The 17533-nt window shown below is 42.3% G+C and carries 17 protein-coding genes; 4 read left to right on the top strand and 13 right to left on the bottom strand.

The features are described from left to right. The first annotated feature begins 42 nt into the window (after positions 1 to 42). Positions 43 to 945, top strand: a complete 903-nt coding sequence (locus BLO53_RS05145; protein ID WP_092059419.1) for a DMT family transporter — start codon at positions 43 to 45, stop codon at positions 943 to 945. A 46-nt stretch (positions 946 to 991) separates the two neighbouring features. Here BLO53_RS05145 and BLO53_RS05140 read toward each other — a convergent pair whose 3' ends face one another. Together BLO53_RS05140 and BLO53_RS05135 are read right to left on the bottom strand one after the other, a co-directional pair. Next, positions 992 to 1228: a hypothetical protein gene (locus BLO53_RS05140; protein WP_092059418.1), complete on the bottom strand. Its 237-nt coding sequence runs from the start codon at positions 1226 to 1228 to the stop codon at positions 992 to 994. 73 nt (positions 1229 to 1301) lie between these two features. Continuing rightward, the gene (locus tag BLO53_RS05135) at positions 1302 to 2222 is read right to left on the bottom strand and encodes a DUF1848 domain-containing protein (protein ID WP_092059417.1); all 921 of its coding nucleotides are present in this window, start codon (positions 2220 to 2222) and stop codon (positions 1302 to 1304) included. 195 nt (positions 2223 to 2417) lie between these two features. On the opposite strand from BLO53_RS05135, the gene BLO53_RS05130 reads away from it, so the two are divergent. After that, a complete protein-coding gene (locus BLO53_RS05130) occupies positions 2418 to 4904 on the top strand; it encodes an EAL domain-containing protein (protein ID WP_092059416.1) in 2487 nt (828 codons plus the stop codon). Between the two features lie 37 nt (positions 4905 to 4941). Next, on the top strand, positions 4942 to 6138 hold the full coding sequence (locus tag BLO53_RS05125) for an MFS transporter (RefSeq protein ID WP_176757168.1): 1197 nt from the start codon (positions 4942 to 4944) through the stop codon (positions 6136 to 6138). 17 nt (positions 6139 to 6155) lie between these two features. Here BLO53_RS05125 and BLO53_RS05120 read toward each other — a convergent pair whose 3' ends face one another. The 9 genes from BLO53_RS05120 to BLO53_RS05080 all read right to left on the bottom strand — a co-directional run bounded on the left by BLO53_RS05120 (position 6156) and on the right by BLO53_RS05080 (position 13061). Continuing rightward, positions 6156 to 6743, bottom strand: a complete 588-nt coding sequence (locus BLO53_RS05120) for a TVP38/TMEM64 family protein (RefSeq protein WP_143003209.1) — start codon at positions 6741 to 6743, stop codon at positions 6156 to 6158. Between the two features lie 115 nt (positions 6744 to 6858). Beyond that, positions 6859 to 7851 (bottom strand): helix-turn-helix transcriptional regulator, encoded by a 993-nt coding sequence (locus tag BLO53_RS05115; protein WP_092059413.1) that lies wholly within the window; start codon positions 7849 to 7851, stop codon positions 6859 to 6861. Between the two features lie 67 nt (positions 7852 to 7918). After that, positions 7919 to 8542: a hypothetical protein gene (locus BLO53_RS05110; protein ID WP_092059412.1), complete on the bottom strand. Its 624-nt coding sequence runs from the start codon at positions 8540 to 8542 to the stop codon at positions 7919 to 7921. 26 nt (positions 8543 to 8568) lie between these two features. Continuing rightward, positions 8569 to 9369 carry a DUF1295 domain-containing protein gene (locus BLO53_RS05105; RefSeq protein WP_092059411.1) on the bottom strand — a complete coding sequence of 267 codons (801 nt, stop codon included), beginning with the start codon at positions 9367 to 9369 and terminating at the stop codon, positions 8569 to 8571. 13 nt (positions 9370 to 9382) lie between these two features. After that, positions 9383 to 10231 carry an SDR family oxidoreductase gene (locus BLO53_RS05100; protein ID WP_092059410.1) on the bottom strand — a complete coding sequence of 283 codons (849 nt, stop codon included), beginning with the start codon at positions 10229 to 10231 and terminating at the stop codon, positions 9383 to 9385. Between the two features lie 181 nt (positions 10232 to 10412). Next, positions 10413 to 11342, bottom strand: coding sequence for a hypothetical protein (locus tag BLO53_RS05095; RefSeq protein ID WP_092059409.1), 930 nt, complete (start codon positions 11340 to 11342; stop codon positions 10413 to 10415). A 56-nt stretch (positions 11343 to 11398) separates the two neighbouring features. Then, positions 11399 to 11935, bottom strand: coding sequence for a TetR/AcrR family transcriptional regulator (locus BLO53_RS05090; protein WP_092059408.1), 537 nt, complete (start codon positions 11933 to 11935; stop codon positions 11399 to 11401). Between the two features lie 110 nt (positions 11936 to 12045). After that, entirely contained in the window at positions 12046 to 12681 is a 636-nt protein-coding gene (locus BLO53_RS05085) for a YczE/YyaS/YitT family protein (protein ID WP_092059407.1), read from the bottom strand. Between the two features lie 74 nt (positions 12682 to 12755). Further along, positions 12756 to 13061, bottom strand: a complete 306-nt coding sequence (locus BLO53_RS05080) for an HNH endonuclease (protein ID WP_143003208.1) — start codon at positions 13059 to 13061, stop codon at positions 12756 to 12758. Positions 13062 to 13313: 252 nt separating this feature from the next. Here BLO53_RS05080 and BLO53_RS05075 point away from each other — a divergent pair, with 252 nt between their 5' ends. Beyond that, positions 13314 to 14180 carry a PDC sensor domain-containing protein gene (locus BLO53_RS05075; protein WP_242875306.1) on the top strand — a complete coding sequence of 289 codons (867 nt, stop codon included), beginning with the start codon at positions 13314 to 13316 and terminating at the stop codon, positions 14178 to 14180. A gap of 53 nt (positions 14181 to 14233) precedes the next feature. On the opposite strand, the gene BLO53_RS05070 is transcribed toward BLO53_RS05075, so the two are convergent. Together BLO53_RS05070 and BLO53_RS05065 are read right to left on the bottom strand one after the other, a co-directional pair. Further along, positions 14234 to 15541, bottom strand: a complete 1308-nt coding sequence (locus tag BLO53_RS05070; RefSeq protein WP_092059405.1) for a GGDEF domain-containing protein — start codon at positions 15539 to 15541, stop codon at positions 14234 to 14236. Positions 15542 to 15575: 34 nt separating this feature from the next. Beyond that, positions 15576 to 17384 (bottom strand): hypothetical protein, encoded by a 1809-nt coding sequence (locus BLO53_RS05065; RefSeq protein WP_092059404.1) that lies wholly within the window; start codon positions 17382 to 17384, stop codon positions 15576 to 15578. Positions 17385 to 17533: the final 149 nt, after the last annotated feature.

The following is a 17533-nucleotide window of genomic DNA, read 5'->3' as shown; positions in this document are numbered from 1 at the left end:
ATTAGCAAGAATTTAAGGAAATTAAGGAAATCAAGAATCATCATGAATAGAAAGAAAGACAATGTATTAGGAATTATATTGACTACACTCGGCGCCTCATGCTGGGGCTTTTCTGGAACTATGGGCCAGTATCTGTTCGATGTACAGCATATGGACAGTAGATGGCTTGTACCTATAAGACTCGGACTGTCAGGAATTCTGATCCTAATATATTGTTTGATCAAGCATAAAGATACTGTTACAAAGCCCTGGAAATCAAAAGAAACAGCGTTTTGGCTGCTAGTGTATGGCATAGCCGGAGTTAGTGCCTGTCAGTTTCTTTATTTCCTGACAATAGAACTGTCTACTGCTGCTATTGGGACTATCATGCAGGATCTTGCACCTATTTTTATACTTCTTTTTACCTGCGTTCATCTAAAAAGACTCCCTAAGGTATCCGAGATAATATCTATCGCACTGGCCCTTGCCGGAGTATTCCTTCTGACAACTCATGGCGATTTAGGTCACCTTTCAATGTCACCATTAGCTCTTATAACCGGCATTGGCAGCGCCTTCTGCGTTATGGTCTACAATGTGCTTGCCCCTAAGATAACCCGGGAGATCCCCGTTATCGTAGCGCAAGGCTGGTCCTTTTTATTTGGCGGAATCCTTTTAGAACTTCTTTTTCAAAGCTGGACAATTCACTATGTTCCAAATATTTACGGTGTGATTGGCATTATTTTTGTCGTAGTCGTAGGCAACATCTGCGCATTCACATTCTATATTAGCGGTGTATCCAAGATTGGACCTCAGAAGGCAATCCTGTACAGCTTCGCAGAACCCATTACTGCTGCCATCCTTTCAACCTTTGTGCTCAAGAGCAGTTTTACAATGTACGATGCAGCAGGATTTGGCCTTATATTCCTGATGCTCTATATGATCACTGTCTCAAAGGAGGCTGATTAATACTTAACCCTTACAACCCTTGTTCCAAATGGGAAAAGATACAACACTAGAAATCTGAAAAGATATCATCCATATTGTCTTCGCTAATGGAGTTGCCATGGATATCCCCAAAAGACATTTCCGATTCCTTTATCATGTTACTGAGCTCATTATCAGAAACATCAAGAACCCATGCGAGCATAGATACGTTATGGGCATGCTCCTCAACTGTAAACTTGGGACATGTAAGGTAGCTATCGATTTCTTCTGTCAGCTTCTTTCTGATATCATCCTCTGATCTCATATTGACCTCACAAACTTCTTGCCATCATATGGCCTGAATATTTATAAGTTCCACAACATTATCTTTTTCTATCCTAGCGTTTAACAGCAAAATAACTTATCAATATACTTTTAATGTAATTGTATCTTCGTGCATAGCTATTTTCTACACGAATTAGCTGAATATTATGTTCGCGACAAATCTTATTCTTCTGAGCATCGCGTCTTATGACGATTTCATCTTCGAGATGCTCCTTACCATCGAGTTCTATTACCAGTATATCGTTCGCAAGGTAGCACGAGCAGGAAGCCCGCGCTTTCTTTACCTTTGGAAAATTCATGCTGTTATGAACGGCCTTTTCATACATTGCCTGAGTCATGCAGCCACTGCAGTCTGCACCAAATACTTCCAGCTCATTTCCCTCAGCGCAGGGCCGAAGCGTCATTCCATGATCTTTCGCAATCAGAGCCATCTTTTCACCAAGGTACATTCTGTCTGCTTTTTCTAAAGGCTTCGCCTCGGGAAAGTTCTTTTTCACTTTCTGATAAATATCTATAAAGCTGATAACTGCCGTCTGCGTGTAGCCATCAAGGGCCGATGCAATCTCCTCAAACTTCTCAAGATGATAATCCTTCGTATATTTGCCATCCAGGAAAATCGGGTCATATCGCCATCCCATTGAATCCACGCCCGCAAACTCAGAGAGCCTTTTGAAGGTCTCTACCACATCCGGTATATCCGGAACATTGGGCTCTATGTCCCTTCCGTAGCCCGTGATCGTCACATACCAGTACAATCCATATGGTTTCAAAAGATCCAGATATTTAAGCATGGGTTTCGGATTCTTTGAACAAAAACAGATTATGTCAACCACCGAAGGATTTAGCAAATACTTTGTAATATATGTCATATTGTAAGGATTCCGCACATAGACAAAGCCCTCTTTTAGCCTGTTTGCAAACCAGTCAGCATAAAAAGCCGGAATATCTGTGCGAGACCCGGTCTGAATTATCATACTTATATCCTTTCAAATACGTGTTAAAGCTCCATAATTATATTACGCGGTAACTACCACTTAATGCAAACAGCTTATTTGGAAATAATAATTAAATTTGTCATGTTTATAATCATTTTATCAATATTATTAACTATTGGTACGCAATATATGTTATGCTCAATATAGCAATAAATTTTCACGGAGATTACGTTCATGCCACTTGCCTCAGACAATAGTCAGGAACGCAAAGAAATCGCGAAATACGTGGTTGCCAATATCGAGAAAGCATTGGAAAATGGCTGGGTTAAAGTATATTACCAGCCTGTTGTTCGCGCGCTCACAGGGCAGCTTTGCGGCGCTGAATCTCTGGCAAGATGGATCGACCCTGAAATGGGATTTCTTTCACCTGATAAATTCATAGGCGCTCTCGAAGAGAGCAGGCAAATCCACAAGCTTGACTGCTGGATTGTTAAAAAAGTCTGCTCCGACATTTCAGAGCGTATTCATAATGGACTCGACGCAGTTCCTGTGTCCATCAACTTTTCGCGCCTTGACCTTGAAGCCACTGACATGCTCAAGGTTTTGGAAGATGCCGTGGACGAGTACGATATTCCAAGGGACTACATTCATGTTGAGATAACCGAGAGCATGATCGTATCTGACGCCGAGCTGATGTCCGGCATGATAGAGCGCTTCAGGAGCACCGGCTATGAGGTGTGGATGGACGACTTTGGTAGCGGCTATTCTTCTCTTACCGTCCTTAAGGACTATCATTTCGACACCCTTAAGCTCGATATGTCTTTTCTTCGCTCCTTTGACGACAAATCCAAGGCCATAATAACTTCCACAGTCATCATGGCAAAAGAAATTGATATCATGACGCTGGCAGAAGGCGTGGAAAACCAGGAACAGGTGGAGTTTCTCAAAAACATCGGCTGTGGCCGACTTCAGGGCTATTACTACGGCAAACCAATGCCCATAAATGACTTTTTTGACCATATCAAAGAGAGCAAAATTGAGATTGAAAAGAGGCAGTGGCGCCATTTCTACGATGTGGCCAGCTTCTCTGCAAGGCATACTGATGAACCTTTGGCCATTTTGGAAGATAACAACGGAGTTCTCAGAACTCTTTTCATGAATGACATCTACAAAATACAGGCTTTTGGCAGATCCTACGACCAGGAAGATATCGATCAGAAAGTATTCCATTCCAACTCTCCCATAAATTCTCAGCTCAGAAAATTCGCTGATACTGTTGAGCAGAGTAAGAACCTTGAAACCTTCTACTTTACTGTTGATGGAAACATTCTGTGCCTCAAGGGAAAAGAGATTGCAGAAAACGCCGGAAGCCATATCCTTATGAGCTCCATTCGCAATATATCTTCTGATGCAAATATTGAAAAGAGAAACAGCCTTGACTTCAGGTTAAAAGAAATAAATCACATGTTTGACACTGTGGCTCAGATCAATCCATCTAATAACACAATTATTCCACTGGTTGGAAAATTCCGTTATATGAAGGGCAGCTCCAGCGATGGCAAGGATCTTAATACCTATACCCAAAAGTTCAAAGAGGAATATATTGCGCTGGCTGACGCCAAGAAGTTTGATGTTTTCTGCGACTGGTCTACACTTAACAGCCGCATAGAAAATAGTTTCAAAGGCTATGTCGAGAATATGTTCAGGATCAAACAAAGCGACGGTAATTATGAGTGGAAAGGCCTATCGCTCATGCTTATTCCAGGAACAGAGGGAAAAGAATTCCTCATGTGTACAAAGCCAACTCCTGACGATACCCACTCAATCCTTAACAAAATCCAGGAATTATATAACCGCGAAGACTACGGGCTTAAGTCAGATGACTCACAAATGTATGCAAAAATGTGGGAAAACACTGTAACTGCCTCTCATCTTAAATTCTTTTGGAAGGATAAAAACAGAAGGTTTTTGGGCGCAAGCAAAGCGTTCCTTGACTTCTACGGCTTTACCATCGACGATATCCTCGGTAAAGATGATGAGGACATGGGCTGGCATACCGACGGCAAAATGTACAGAGACGACGAAATTGACGTTCTTACAAATGGTGCCGTGATTTCAGGCGTTCCGGGATACTGCATCGTAAAAGGCGTTGTCCATAACATCATGTGTTTCAAGACTCCTATATATGACGGCAACGAGATTACCGGCCTGATGGGCTATTTCTTTGATGTTGATGAGGAGATGGCCAGAATAGACAAACTTTATAACGTTAATAGAACTGACACCATTACCGGTTGTATGAATAAAAAAGGTTTCCTTGATGCCCTTATAGATTATTCCCAGAACTACCATAATCTGGGGCGTGATTTTGCGCTTATTATACTTAGAGACACAAAGCATGCCAGAGTTGCTGCTGACTATGGAGAAGACTTTATCAAAAAGCTCTTACATCGAATGGGGCAGGAAATACTGAATGTCACAAAGGACAAATGCGCTGTAGCAAGAATGATACAGTCAGAATTTGCGCTGCTTTTATATACTGACAAGCAGTCTGAAGTTGATGAATTGTGCAGTCAGTTAAAAGAAGCAATTGAATCTATCAGAGAGCTCGATGGCAACAAGATGACGCTGAAAGTCAGCATTTCAGCAATGCTCAGATCTGACAAAGAAGCCACAGATGAAAATATGTACTCCAAGGTTCTCGACCGCGTTCAGCAGTAGAAGATACTTAAAAAAGCATATCTGCCAGGAGGTTTCTATGAACAGTAATGATAAATCTGAAAAGTTCGACTATTTATGGCTTGTGCTTTTTTTGATCATATTCATTAACGGCTTTGAAGCAGGCGGCTATCAGGCCAGTCTTCGAAGCATCGGGCAAAACTACGATCTTTCCGAGACCTCCAAAGGCCTCTTTGCTGCAACTGAGCTCTTTGCCACCATGCTTGCACCTCTGATTCTTGGCGCATGGGCAGATGCCAACGTCAAAACAAAATGTATAAAGCTCCTGCTGGTGATCCAGTTTGTGGCCGCCGCAGGAATCCAGATAATTGGTCTACAAAGTGCATTTGTTGTAGGTGTGTTCTTTCTTGGCCTAACCACCAGTGCACTTCAGTTCATATCTATCGCTGCTCTTGCAGACTCCTATCCCATCAGCGGTAGCAAAAAAATCGGATTCATGACCTCCATGTATGCCCTGGGAGCTTTGGTGGCTCCGCTTGTTGTGGAATATTACCTTGGACATGGGCTTACCTGGAAAGTTCTTTTTGCCATTCTCGCAGTGGGAAGCCTCATTTCTTTTGCCGGGATCATGGCATCAGGAGAAGGGAAAAGAGAAGCTGCTGCCAGGGGAGCTTCAGCGGATGGGTCCACAAAAAAAGAAACAGAATTCTTCCTTATGGGAATCCTGCTTCTTTGCGTTATCATGTGCATCTATGTTGGATTTGAAAACGGCTTCGCGTACTTTGTAGAAACTCTGTTCGCGGACGTTTTGGACTCCGGCCTCGGCCGCTACGCCCTCTCAGTATTCTGGGCGATGATGATCCCTTCGAGAGTATTCGTGGGCTATTTTGCTAAAAGAGCCAGAGCCATCCTGCTTACTGCCCTTGTGGCAATTCCACTTCTCACCGTCCTTGTAGCTCTTGTGGATAACAGCCTCGTGGTATTTGCGCTCTGCATCCCTCTTGGCTTTGCCAGCGGCGCCATCTATCCATGCGTTCTCAATATGATGATTCCTTTCGCCGGAAAAAACACCGCCTTTTCAACCGGCATGATCACCACTGCAACTGGCATCGGCGGTGTTGTTTTCACAGCCCTCACCGGCTTCAATGCAGAACACCTGGGAATGAGAATGGCCATTGGAATCCTGGCCGCCTTTTATATCTTCTCAATTGCCGCAGCTATCTGCGCCGGTAGGATGTACCTGAAGAGAAGCCAAGGCACCAATGGTGCCTCTTAAACCTCGTCTTCCCGCCTTTATTTGTTTTTCTTACTTTGCTCTTTATTCTTTTTCAAGTAAACAACCACAACCAAATAAACTAGAACAGCTATCACTGATCCCAGGATAAAAAAGCCATACTGATTATCTATCATCTTTTCTGCACTGAATGTGTATAGGAAAATGTGAGGAAATCTTGCAACGAAGGTTATTAAGAGCCACATGATCACATTTTCCCCTGAGTAAAAGCCAAGCCAAGCGTAAGTATCCTTGGGAAGTGGCAGGAGCATGAACATGATATGCACCAATTTCGGATTTTTGTTAAAGATAAGCTCCTCAACTCGAGTGAGCTTGTCCTCCGGGAAAAGATAAAGAAGAAAACTTCTACCAAATTTTTTCCCAATTAGGAAAGCTACTGTGTTGCCAAGAGTGGCAAAAAAATCGCACAAGATAGCTCCTTTAACGCCTCCCAATATAAATCCGGCTGTCAGATAAAATGGAAGGCCGGGAATGCAATTTGAGAGTGTCTGGAAGAATACGAATATTCCAAACACCAGATAGGCAAGAATTCCCTTTTCTTCAACGTAAGCCCTGAAGGCATCCACATCTCCCACAAAAGCAATCATGGGTCTTCCGATGAAATAATATATGCCAAGCAGGAAGATTGCTATAAATATTATAATTATGCTTGTTCTCACTAATGATCTTTTACTTTTCGCATGCATCTTCAATTTCCAGCCATCACTCCATGATTTCCGTGAGGGTGCGGAGGTGTTCCTTCATTTGAGTAACGACCTCGTCTGGGCCCACTATTTTTACATCCTTGCCAAGGCCGAAGATCCATCCGTAAAATTGTGGGCTGATAAAGACCTCTACGTTAAGCTCGCAGTGCTTTTCATCTATAGGCCTTAGGGTTATGTCTTTGCCAAATCTGTCGATGAAAACTCCTGCCATCTTATTATGCAGGTGGATTTTGACTCTTTTCTTTTCTCCACCGTACATACCAAAAGTGGCTTTGGAATATGCTGCCATGTCCAGGTTTCTGAACTGTTCAGCACCCTCGCGCATTTCATCAATTACTTGTGGTTTTAGCATCTTGTCTACGCGATAGTGTTTGCATTGCCTGCTATAGTCGTCAAAGGCAACCATGTAATAATACTCATCGCACCAGGTCAGGGCCCAGGGGCTAACTGTGAAGAAGTTTCCATTGTTCAGGATATACTGTGATTTATCGGGTTGCCATGAAAAGTACTTGAATCTGATCTTTTTGTTGTGCTCTATGGCATTGTAGATTTCGTCAACGCTATAGTATATGCTCTCATTCATGGTTTTTATTCTACCGTTGACAAAGACCTGTCTCTGGAGCTGGCTTGCCTGATGTTCGCTAACAAAGCCCTTTACCTTCTTTATAAGTTCGCGGGACTTTCGCTCAGTTATGAATTTGGCGCACTGGATAGCATCGATAAGGAGTTTGACTTCTGCAAGTTCAAATTCTCTTGCTCCCACATGATAATATGTTTCTCTTCCAATCTGCTCTTTAATGACTTCTATTCCAAACCTGTCAGTCATTTCGTGGAAGTCACTGTAGATGCTCTTTCTCTCTGCAGTCACACTATATTTTTCAAGTTCTGCTATGATCTGGGAAAGAGTAAGTGCGTGCTCATCGTCAGTTTTCTCCAGCATGATCTTCATAAGGTATGTAAACTTAAATTTCTGATTACTACTTTTTGGCATAGCCCCTCCACAATCAAAAATTATTTGTCATTATCATTATACAGTATACATACCATTTCCGTCCTCACTACTTTCCAAGGACCAGGTCTGCAAGGCCTGCCTTATGCATGGCTATTACGCCATAGAAAAATAGTCCCTGCCCGGCGATGTTGATCACCTGTGCAAGCCAGTTCATGTAGCTTTGCGCAAAGTCTTTTGATGAGAGATATCCCATAGTCAGTGAGCATAGAAAGGATAAGACAAACACAATTATGAGAAGTGGCCTTTTAAGCTTCACTGAAATAATGCAGAGCGCTATGTAAATCATGGCAAGTCCAATGCACATGCAGCTTACAAAGATGGCAGTTCCGGTAAAGACTGGTGGAACCACACAGAGGGCAGCGTTTTTGCCCTGTCTGTGTATGAGCATTGCCAATATCCCGATTCCTGCCAGGAGAAAGCCAATAGACTGGACAGGAAAAAAGATATCGCTTAAAACCTTAAAGTCACAGATGCCCGCAGCATAAAGAAGCTTGTAAAGCGCCTTGGCAATGCCTGCGCAGATGATATCGATGGTGCCAACGGCAAAAAGTGCAAAGGCTCCTTTGCTCATTTTGTTATAAAGCTCTCTCTGCAGGATTATGGCTGCAATGGTAAAAAATATAACCGGAATAAAATCTATAATTCCCATTGGAATCGAAAAATTTTTCATACGTAACCCCCATGATTCACAATCGATTATTTTTTATTCAAGTGATAAATTGGCAAAAATGGAATTATTATTGGTGTTTTATCAGCGTAGGCGTTATAGGCCTTGTCATTTCCATAGCGGGCCATCTGGCGCTTTTCAAGACGCTGGGCTCCGTTAAACATGATGTAGATGATGCAGATGTAGGCAATTACAGCCATAAGCCACTGTCCAATTCCTGTGTATGTTGTGATTCCAGATACAAAAACTCCTGTCCAGAAAATAATCTCCCCAAGATAATTCGGGCATCTTACCATTTTGTAGAGTCCTTTTGTCGCTACCATATTTGGATCAATTTTCTTTTGCTCTGACTTTTGCTTGTCAGCAAGTGACTCAAGGCAGAGGCCGCAAGCAGAAATTATGATTCCGATAATAGGAAGCACAATATCCTTGGAACCGTTTGCATATCTAAAGAGCATAGGGCTTACCTGGGCTGTATAAAGGATTGCTACACATACCCAGATTGAAATGCTGACAAATACTGGAATCTTCTTGTCGTTTCCTGTGGCTTCCTTTAAAGTCTTACGATATGCGGCGTTCTTAATTTCTCTTACCAAAAGAAATCCCGAAAGCCTGGCACCATAGGCCAAAAACAAAAGAGCTTGCAAGATCAAAAGAAAAGTGACGCCCTCTGCCCATCCATTTTTAAGAGCAATGATAAGGACTGTCAGCCCGCCTCCAGCTATTGCAAAGCCGTAGCCAATAGACAAAAAGTAAACATATTTATAAAAACCTACCGCGCATAAAACTGCGCAAACTATGCATATTATCAGTAAAATATCCCAATACATCTTTTTTCCTCCATCAGGCATTAAAGTTGTCTTTTATGTATTCTGCAAAGCTCATATCGCCATATTTGGTGGAGCCAACCATATCCTGTGATAAGGTAAACTTTGAAAAGCGGATGATGGCTTCTTTTCCATTCTTTTTAAGCTTGTTAACAAATGCAAGAACGTCAAAGAGCCATGTAGGAGCCTTCTTTATCACTGGCTCTTTTCCTGCTGCCTTAAAGCACATTTCTGCGATTTCTTCGTAGGTGTAAGTCTCTTTTCCTCCAATATCGTATATTTTATTATCATTCATCATGTTTTTTACGATAAAGTCAGCAAAATCCTCGGTTGAGATGACATTACAGCTAACCGGTGTATTGCCAAGAAGGGTAACTGCGCCCTTTTCAACCATTGGCTTAAATACCTTTACAATGTCATAGAAATAGCCTGTTGGTCTGTGGATGACGTAGGTAAGGCCGCTTTCTTTGAGCTTTTGCTCGAAAAGATATTTAGCATGTACCATTGGCACATTCTCTGGCGCCTGGTCTGCTCGTATTACAGAGATGTAGGTAAAGTGCTTAACTCCAGCCCTTTTAGCCTCTTCAAGTATGTTGAGGTTTCCCTGATAATCAATGTCGTAATTGGAAATTGTGGCAGAACCCTTGGTAAGTCCTACTGTTGTTATGACCACGTCTGCACCGTCGCATGTGCCCTTAAGTGTCTCAGGCTTTGTTACATCCACCTTGATAAAAGAGTATTTGCCCTCAAGCTCAAGGTCTCTTTGCATCATGTCAAGTGCAACCACCTCGTGCCCTTCTTTTAAAAGAGCTTTAAATATATCTGCGCCTAGATTGCCGTAGGCGCCTGCAAGTACAACCTTCATATTTTGCCTCCTATTATTACTATCTCTGTTTTCTTGTTATTTCTTTTCTTGTTTTTTTTCTTGTTATTTTTTTCTTGTTATTTCTTTTCTTGTTATTTTTTTCTTGTTATTTTTTTCTTGTTATCTATTTTCTTGTTATTTCTTTTCTTGTTTTTGTGTTTTTTATTTTTTGTTTTTTCTTTTACTTTTTCTTTTTCTCTTGAGCGCGCTTGTCGTTAATGATCTTCATGTGCTCTTCTGTGACAAGCTCAACATTATTTTCTCTTGCCCATTCAACGCACCCTTTAAGTGCCGCAGGCAGGAATACTCTTGGCACTCCCAGAAGACATTTCAGAGCATCATCAGTGAACTTGATCTTGTCATCTGCTCTTTCTGCTGCATAGCGAACTGAAGCCAGGGAAGCCTCGCGAACCTGCAAAAGCTCCGCTCTCATACGTCTTTTCCTATGGAACCAGAAGTTCTTGGAGTCTCTGTAGCCGTAGTCAACAGGAAGAGGCGGGAAATCCCTTGCGGTCACGCCGTTTATGATGGCATCACGGTATTTCTTTTTCATGAGGATCTTGTCAATCCTAAGGATGAAGTGGGCGCCGAATTTGCTGGTGATTCCGTTGAAGTCGTGGTACGGTCCCTCATAACCCTCAAGCTGGCCTGGCGCATCGTTTGTGGCTCCGTCCAGATCTCTCATCCAGGTGCACTCTATTACTTCGATTGCATCAGTCATGACCATAGGGCGCTTTTCTTCAGGATTTTCTTCCTCAAGAAGGCTCTTTTCCAATTTGAAATTGCACTTTGGCATCTTCTCAGATGGCTTGTCACCAGGCCATGAGAGCTTGACTGCCTCGTGGAAGTTTTTGGGATTGTCGTCGATAAAATTGATGGCACACTTGCCCGTGCGCAGAATATTCTGGGCTGTGTTAGAAGAATTGCGGCAATTAAGGAGCATAGCGTAATAGTCCTTGCCCGCAACATAGTATGGCTGGATCAGGGAATATGGTCCAAGGTTAGTTGTGCCATCCTCGCACAGTGTGCTTATCAGCACTGTTGGCATCGGAAAAAACAGCGATGTCTGATAAAAGTTGTCTACGATTCGTAGATTTTCAAAACTACTCATTTCATACCCTCCGCTAATGTAATATATAGCCAAAAAGACGCAGCCCCAATCTGCGCCTAATTAGTTTTGATGTTATTCAAAAGAATTCTCAAAATTTCTGCCTGCTTCTCGAAGGGAATCCCCTTAAGAACCCAGTAGAGTACTGATTCTGCGATATGTTCCGCCACAAACCTTGGATCATCATAGTTTCCATCTGTGCAAACAGGCATTATTATGTCAGCAAGTACCCCGACCAGCTGCGTGTGCCTTTCTGTAAAAACCGCCAGATAGGCAGATGTAGCATCCTTATCCTTAAACAGAAAGCTGTACTTGTCTGCATAATCCTTGAGGCAGTCGTGAATTCCTTCCAGAAATTTAAGTTTGTCGGAAGTCTTAAGCTTCTTCATCCGCGCAATGCAGCCTTTCCAGTCATCCAACATAAATGCTGATATCAGCATCTCTTTTGACGGGAAATAATTGTAGATTGTCCCCACTCCTATCCCACACGCCTTAGCAACTGAGCGGATCGTTGTCTTGGCATAGCCATTTTCAAAAAGCTGCCTCTTGGCCTCTTCTATTATCTGTTCCTTGATATTCTCTATGATTTTGGGCATTTAATACTCCTCTTTAGTTTAAATGAACGCGTTCATTTAAATTGTAACAAGTACCCCCTTGAAATTCAAGGGGGATACAAATGGTCCTTTGTTGGTCCTAGGGGACGGAGTCATGCAGCTTTTTTATCGATAAACACTTTGACAGATTCCGCCAGATGCTGGTGATGGACCCTAGTGGCATCAAACTTCACTGTTGTAAAGGCAAACTGCATGATTGGCCCGGTTGCAAAAGCGCATATAAGCGTGCCGATTCCTACAGGCCCGCCAAGAAGCCAGCCTACAAGGGTTGCAAGCCCCAGAAGTGCTATACTTATTACCCCGATAGGTATCTCTTTTGCCCTCTTAGCAAGTGCCACGAGCAGAGTATCCCTGGGGCCGCAACCAAGCGCAGCGCTCATATAGGTAAACTGCGTGTACGCCATGATCACAAGGCCTATAAGCATCACAGGAATGCCGGCAGCCAGCGAATCGCACTTAGGTATGATGTTTATTTTGTTAAAAAAGTCAACGGATTTGCCAACTACAAAAGCGTCAATAAACATCGCTATTCCGATAGGTTCCCTGAGAACAATGTCAATGCCAAGAATTGCGTACGATACTGCAACTGAAGCTGTACCATACAGAATTCCCAATGTCTTGGACAGTCCCAGATTAAGGACATCCCATGGGCCAGCACCTATATTGGCCTGAATAGTCATATAAACTCCAAATCCATTGATAAAAAGACTTATCGCAGCAATAACCATATTGATAAGAATCTCTTTTGTTGTGCGATTATCTTGTAAACGACTAACTTTAGTTAAAAAAATCTTCTTTTTCATTAAAACTTGTTAACCAACTTTCCTGTTTCCTTTTTATATTCGCTAGCCATAGCGCAGTACTTATCTTCCAGATAGTGGTAGTACTCTTCGGCATTGACTAGCCTTGAGCCCTTATGCTTGTTACAATTCCTGCACAATGGCAAAAGATTTCTCTCATCATCTGTGCCTCCATGGTACTTTGGAACAAAATGATCTATAGTCACTTTCTGCCTTTCAAGTTGTTTCCCACATGCGGCACATACTCCGCCTGTCTTTGCCAAAATCCGGTCTTTTAACTGCAACTTATGACTCTTGATTCCCCTCATAGCCTGATCCCCCTGTGTTTGCTTGTGTCGATTTTTTATTTTCTGCACACTAAATTTTTCTATATATGCCCCACCTGACTCTTTTAACTTGTTTGGGGCATATTTCGGACTAGAATTCCAACTAGCCTCATCCAATTATATGCCTCCAGGCAACTTTTTTCTATCATTAGGGCATTTTCGGCAACGAGACGCCCGCGCTCCATTAAACATCTCAAGTTTTCATCCGATATAAATGATATAGAGGAGATTAGCATGCGATCATTAAAGACTAAACTAGCAATTACAATGCTTTTTATGATATTTACAGTTATCATGGTCATCACCTTACTCAGCGTAGTCTTCATACGAAGGACTGCAAGCCGCAAGTCTGACCAGCTTCTTTTGATGCTGTGCGAAAATGGACAGTATAGCCTTAACTATTATTTTGACAGCGTTCAATATTCGGTAGATCATATCACTTCTTTTGTAGAGGACGACTTGCAGGGGCTTAGCGATGCTCAGTTAAAAGAGCACATGAAAAACGCCCAGGAATACTTTAACTTTATCATCCCGAAGACTAATGGTGTTCTGACATATTACTATCGCATTGACCCTTCCATCTCATCTACAGAAAAAGGCTTCTGGTACACAAATCTTGACGGCAAGGGCTTTGTTCCGCACGAAGTTACTGATATCACGCTTTATGACGTTGATGACACCTCAAAGCTAGTATGGTTCACTGTTCCCAAATTTGAAGGAAAGTCCATTTGGCTTCCTCCCTATGTCACAGACAATCTTGATGTCAAGGTAATCTCATACGATGCACCTATATATTTTAAGGGCCAGTTTATTGGAGTTGTGGGAATTGAAATTGATTATTCAGCTATGGCAAAAGAGGTTAACAGCATTAGATTGTACGATAACGGGTATGCCTTTTTAAGTGATGCAGACGGAACACTCTTTTACCATCCATATATAGATGTTGCTAATATGCCAGAAGGCATGACCAGGCAAATGCCCTACAGCAACAAGGCTGAGACTTCATCGATAGAGTATGTATACGACGGTGTGTGCAAAGAAGCTGTATGGCTTCCTCTGATTTTTTCACGCTTGCACCTCCATAAAACGGTATTCCAATAATATTATATCAGAAAATTGTACTATAAGCCAAAATGATCCCTAGGAACGGAGTCTCACAGAATAGTCACTTTATTTTTGCCTATCTTCTTGGAAGTATACATAGCCTTGTCGATACGATCAAAAATATCTTCCATAGAATCCTGGCTATTTAACCTGCTGACGCCGATTGAGCAGGTAAGATGTCCCGCCTGTCCAAAGACATTTTCAGCCACAGTCTTTCTGATGTGCTCAGCAAGACTTAATTCACCATCTGAAGAAGCACCTTTAAGGATTATGACAAACTCCTCACCGCCCCAACGCCCGACACAGGCCTTTTTATCGTCTACAGAATCCTTCAAAAGTTCCGCCATGCTCTTTAAAGTAGCATCACCCACAGAGTGGCCATAGGTGTCATTGATATTCTTGAAGTCATCAAGATCCATCATCATAAGAGCCACAGACTCTTTAGCATTGTCATAAGTATCTATCGCCTTCTGGATTTCTGACTGTATGCCGCCGTGGTTTAAAAGGCCAGTCAAAGGATCCAAGTGCGAAAGTCTCTCATACTTCTTGATGGTGTTCATACGCTCGATCACATCCTCGTGGATGTTCTGAACCATAAAGACATACCTGTAATCGTTATCTGACATTGGCTTAGCCCTGCTAAATATGAGCTTAACCCAGATAAATACGCCCTCAAGATTTTTCATCAGACAGTCAAAAGAAATAGTATTGCCGGGAGAGAGATTATTCTTTAAATTCTCAGGGTCAGTAAACTCCAGAAACTGCTTCTGGCTGTCGGGATAGATCATATTTACAGTCATAAGCCTCCACTTGGAGTAGTCAAGGCTCGTCTTTACAGGCTCATCAGAAATCTCTGTCACGCTGATGCTGCTGGTAGTATCGGTCACAAGATTTACGAACATGGAAAAGAGATATGTATTTTGGATAGTCTTGACCTTTTTAGCAGTCAGGTATTCATCAACATATTCCTCGTCATCCAGCATATTTATGATAAATACATACTTGTCAATTTCAGGCAAAGGATAAACATTCATCTGTACAACGCTAGGCGTAGTCTTCCCCTCAGGGAAAACCTTTATCCTGCGGCTATACTTGCCCTTAAATTCGCCATAGTAATCAATAAAAGCCTTGTAATCGTCAGTGATTTTCTCTGTTGAATCACTTCTGTGAAACCAAAGCTTCTGAATAAGGTCTGCATAATCCCCCTCCTCATCCAAAATCTGTGTAAAAATGCCCTTTCTGGTAATAGATCTGTACTTCTCAGTCTTTCTATCAACCACCACAATGGCATCTACATTTTCATTCAGGAAATTGTTAATATCCTCTGCAGTATACTTATCAAGTGACTTATTTTCCATAGCCTTTATTCCCCCTACTTTTTAAGCCGAAAAATCAATCCTCCAAAAGCTTTTTGATCACAAGGACATTGTCTCTGTCCTTTTGCTTATAATCAACCTCTTTGCCGGTATAGAAGCTCTCAATCCTTGAAATCTCATCAAGTTCCTCCCATGGAACAAGGCATGCATGTTGCTTTAAATCAGCATCCTTGGCCATTCTGATGGAGCCATCCTCTGATAACTTCTCACCTCTTGCCTTAAAATCATCAAGACTCATTTTGGTATAGCCTGATGCGTAATAAAAAGCACACCACCTAAGGTGCTCAGACCTGGCCAGGTTTTCAAGAGCTTCATCCGTAAGTTCCCTCCCCTTGTCAATCCCAAGCTTTGTCAAAAGAGCTGCCAGATAATCCGCAGAAGCTCTTGAACTCATTCTGTCAAAATAGTGGCAGTCTGCCCAGTTTTTCTTGGCAGAAGCCCTGTTTCCCATGTAGTGGTGGTTAAGCCTCTTAGCAAGGTCATCCATTTCTCCGCCGTAGAGAATATCTGCATCATCAAGGCTGTGGCTCTCCACCAGCTTGCCAAGTTCATACCTGGCAACGGAATTAGAAAGGCACTGATAAACAGGAAGCTTTATTCCCCTGCCTCTCATAAACTCCAGTATATTCATGGCTATCTCACGGCCTGTCTTGTCATCTCCCACCGCAATAGCTATATATCTTAATTTGTCTATGTTCTCATCCAAGTACTGAGCCAGCTCCCGGCTTCTTCCGTCATGATTTTCAAAAGAGATATCAAAGTTCTCAATAAGACTTGCAAACCTGGTCCTGAAAAAGCCGTCAGTACTACGTCCACTTGGATCAAAGATCTTTATTCCAAACCTGCTGCCCTCAAACTGGCCATTTATGATTATCTTTTCAACAAGTTCCTGTCCCTTTCTGCCAAATCCAATCAAGAGAACATTGGTATCGCAGGTAGCTCTTCCGTTTTCATCAAAGGTTATAGCGTCGCAGATAGGATACTTCTGCATAAGAAGCCTTGATAAAAGCTCCGCTTTATCAAAGACCCTGACTGTGCCGTATCCATAGCTATCACCTATTGCCTGCAGCATCTCGCCATTATGCTCTTCATGGCCCAAAAGCACAACCTCAGTCTGCTCCGGCCTTACCCCTATGCTCTTTAGAGCAGTCAGCATCTTGACTGCATAGGCAAGATTTTCATCAATATTCTTGGACAGGGCACAGAGTCTAAACTTTCCCTTGCCCCTCTTAACTGCAAGCCTCCTTAAAAAAGCACTATCTGGTGAAAGAGCCTGGCTGTCAGTAAATAAAAGCCCTCCCATCTGGTTTATCTGGGCTTCTCTTCCCCCTGCGCTTGTTCCCACAAAGACTATGGAAGTTCTCTTATTGCCTGCGATATTTCTTCCAAAAGTAAGGGAATTATCTGTGATACCGTATATAAGTTCAACATCATTAATACGCAAAAACCAGGTTCTGATCCTCTTAAGCATCCCCTTGGCAACCGCCATGATAATGGCACTGGCAAGAGAATAATAGGCAAGAAAGTGCACAAACCAAAACAGAATCATCCACTTTGAATTGATGCCCACAAGTTTCTCAAAGACAGCTACATCGTTGATTCCGGCAAACATTCTGCCCACATCAACTACAGTTTCAAATACAGCCGCCAATATACTTGTGGTCTCATGGGCATTGGCTGTTCCATAAAGGCAGATTCCTCCAGCAGAAGCAACTGCAAATGTAAAACCTATCCACTTTTCCCTATCGTCCTGGTTAAGGGCAAGATACAGTATAACTGCAGTGAACACTGCCCCTGCCATTAACACAACTGCCAGATATGTCATAGAAAAAAACTCACCTGCCTTTTTCAAAATTTACTTTTGGCACCTACAACATATTATAAATCAATTCTCTTTATTTAAAATAGCCCCAAAGCCCAAGTTTTACACTTTAAATGGAAAAAGAAATTGTGGCATTAAAACAGAGAGCCACC

Origin of the sequence: Butyrivibrio sp. INlla14, from assembly GCF_900102515.1 — a bacterium.
GTDB lineage: Bacteria > Bacillota > Clostridia > Lachnospirales > Lachnospiraceae > Butyrivibrio.
This window is presented reverse-complemented; position numbering and strand designations above follow the sequence as displayed.

Bases quoted from the DNA above. Each gene is read 5' to 3' on its own strand.
- BLO53_RS05065 (WP_092059404.1), bottom strand. From the start codon at position 17,384: ATGACATATCTGGCAGTTGTGTTAATGGCAGGGGCAGTGTTCACTGCA.
- BLO53_RS05115 (WP_092059413.1), bottom strand. From the start codon at position 7,851: ATGCCAAAAAGTAGTAATCAGAAATTTAAGTTTACATACCTTATGAAG.
- BLO53_RS05110 (WP_092059412.1), bottom strand. From the start codon at position 8,542: ATGAAAAATTTTTCGATTCCAATGGGAATTATAGATTTTATTCCGGTT.
- BLO53_RS05130 (WP_092059416.1), top strand. From the start codon at position 2,418: ATGCCACTTGCCTCAGACAATAGTCAGGAACGCAAAGAAATCGCGAAA.
- BLO53_RS05085 (WP_092059407.1), bottom strand. From the start codon at position 12,681: ATGGTTATTGCTGCGATAAGTCTTTTTATCAATGGATTTGGAGTTTAT.
- BLO53_RS05105 (WP_092059411.1), bottom strand. From the start codon at position 9,369: ATGTATTGGGATATTTTACTGATAATATGCATAGTTTGCGCAGTTTTA.
- BLO53_RS05070 (WP_092059405.1), bottom strand. From the start codon at position 15,541: ATGGAAAATAAGTCACTTGATAAGTATACTGCAGAGGATATTAACAAT.
- BLO53_RS05135 (WP_092059417.1), bottom strand. From the start codon at position 2,222: ATGATAATTCAGACCGGGTCTCGCACAGATATTCCGGCTTTTTATGCT.
- BLO53_RS05100 (WP_092059410.1), bottom strand. From the start codon at position 10,231: ATGAAGGTTGTACTTGCAGGCGCCTACGGCAATCTAGGCGCAGATATA.
- BLO53_RS05095 (WP_092059409.1), bottom strand. From the start codon at position 11,342: ATGAGTAGTTTTGAAAATCTACGAATCGTAGACAACTTTTATCAGACA.
- BLO53_RS05120 (WP_143003209.1), bottom strand. From the start codon at position 6,743: ATGATTGCTTTTGTGGGAGATGTGGATGCCTTCAGGGCTTACGTTGAA.
- BLO53_RS05075 (WP_242875306.1), top strand. From the start codon at position 13,314: ATGCGATCATTAAAGACTAAACTAGCAATTACAATGCTTTTTATGATA.
- BLO53_RS05080 (WP_143003208.1), bottom strand. From the start codon at position 13,061: ATGAGGGGAATCAAGAGTCATAAGTTGCAGTTAAAAGACCGGATTTTG.
- BLO53_RS05125 (WP_176757168.1), top strand. From the start codon at position 4,942: ATGAACAGTAATGATAAATCTGAAAAGTTCGACTATTTATGGCTTGTG.
- BLO53_RS05140 (WP_092059418.1), bottom strand. From the start codon at position 1,228: ATGAGATCAGAGGATGATATCAGAAAGAAGCTGACAGAAGAAATCGAT.
- BLO53_RS05090 (WP_092059408.1), bottom strand. From the start codon at position 11,935: ATGCCCAAAATCATAGAGAATATCAAGGAACAGATAATAGAAGAGGCC.
- BLO53_RS05145 (WP_092059419.1), top strand. From the start codon at position 43: ATGAATAGAAAGAAAGACAATGTATTAGGAATTATATTGACTACACTC.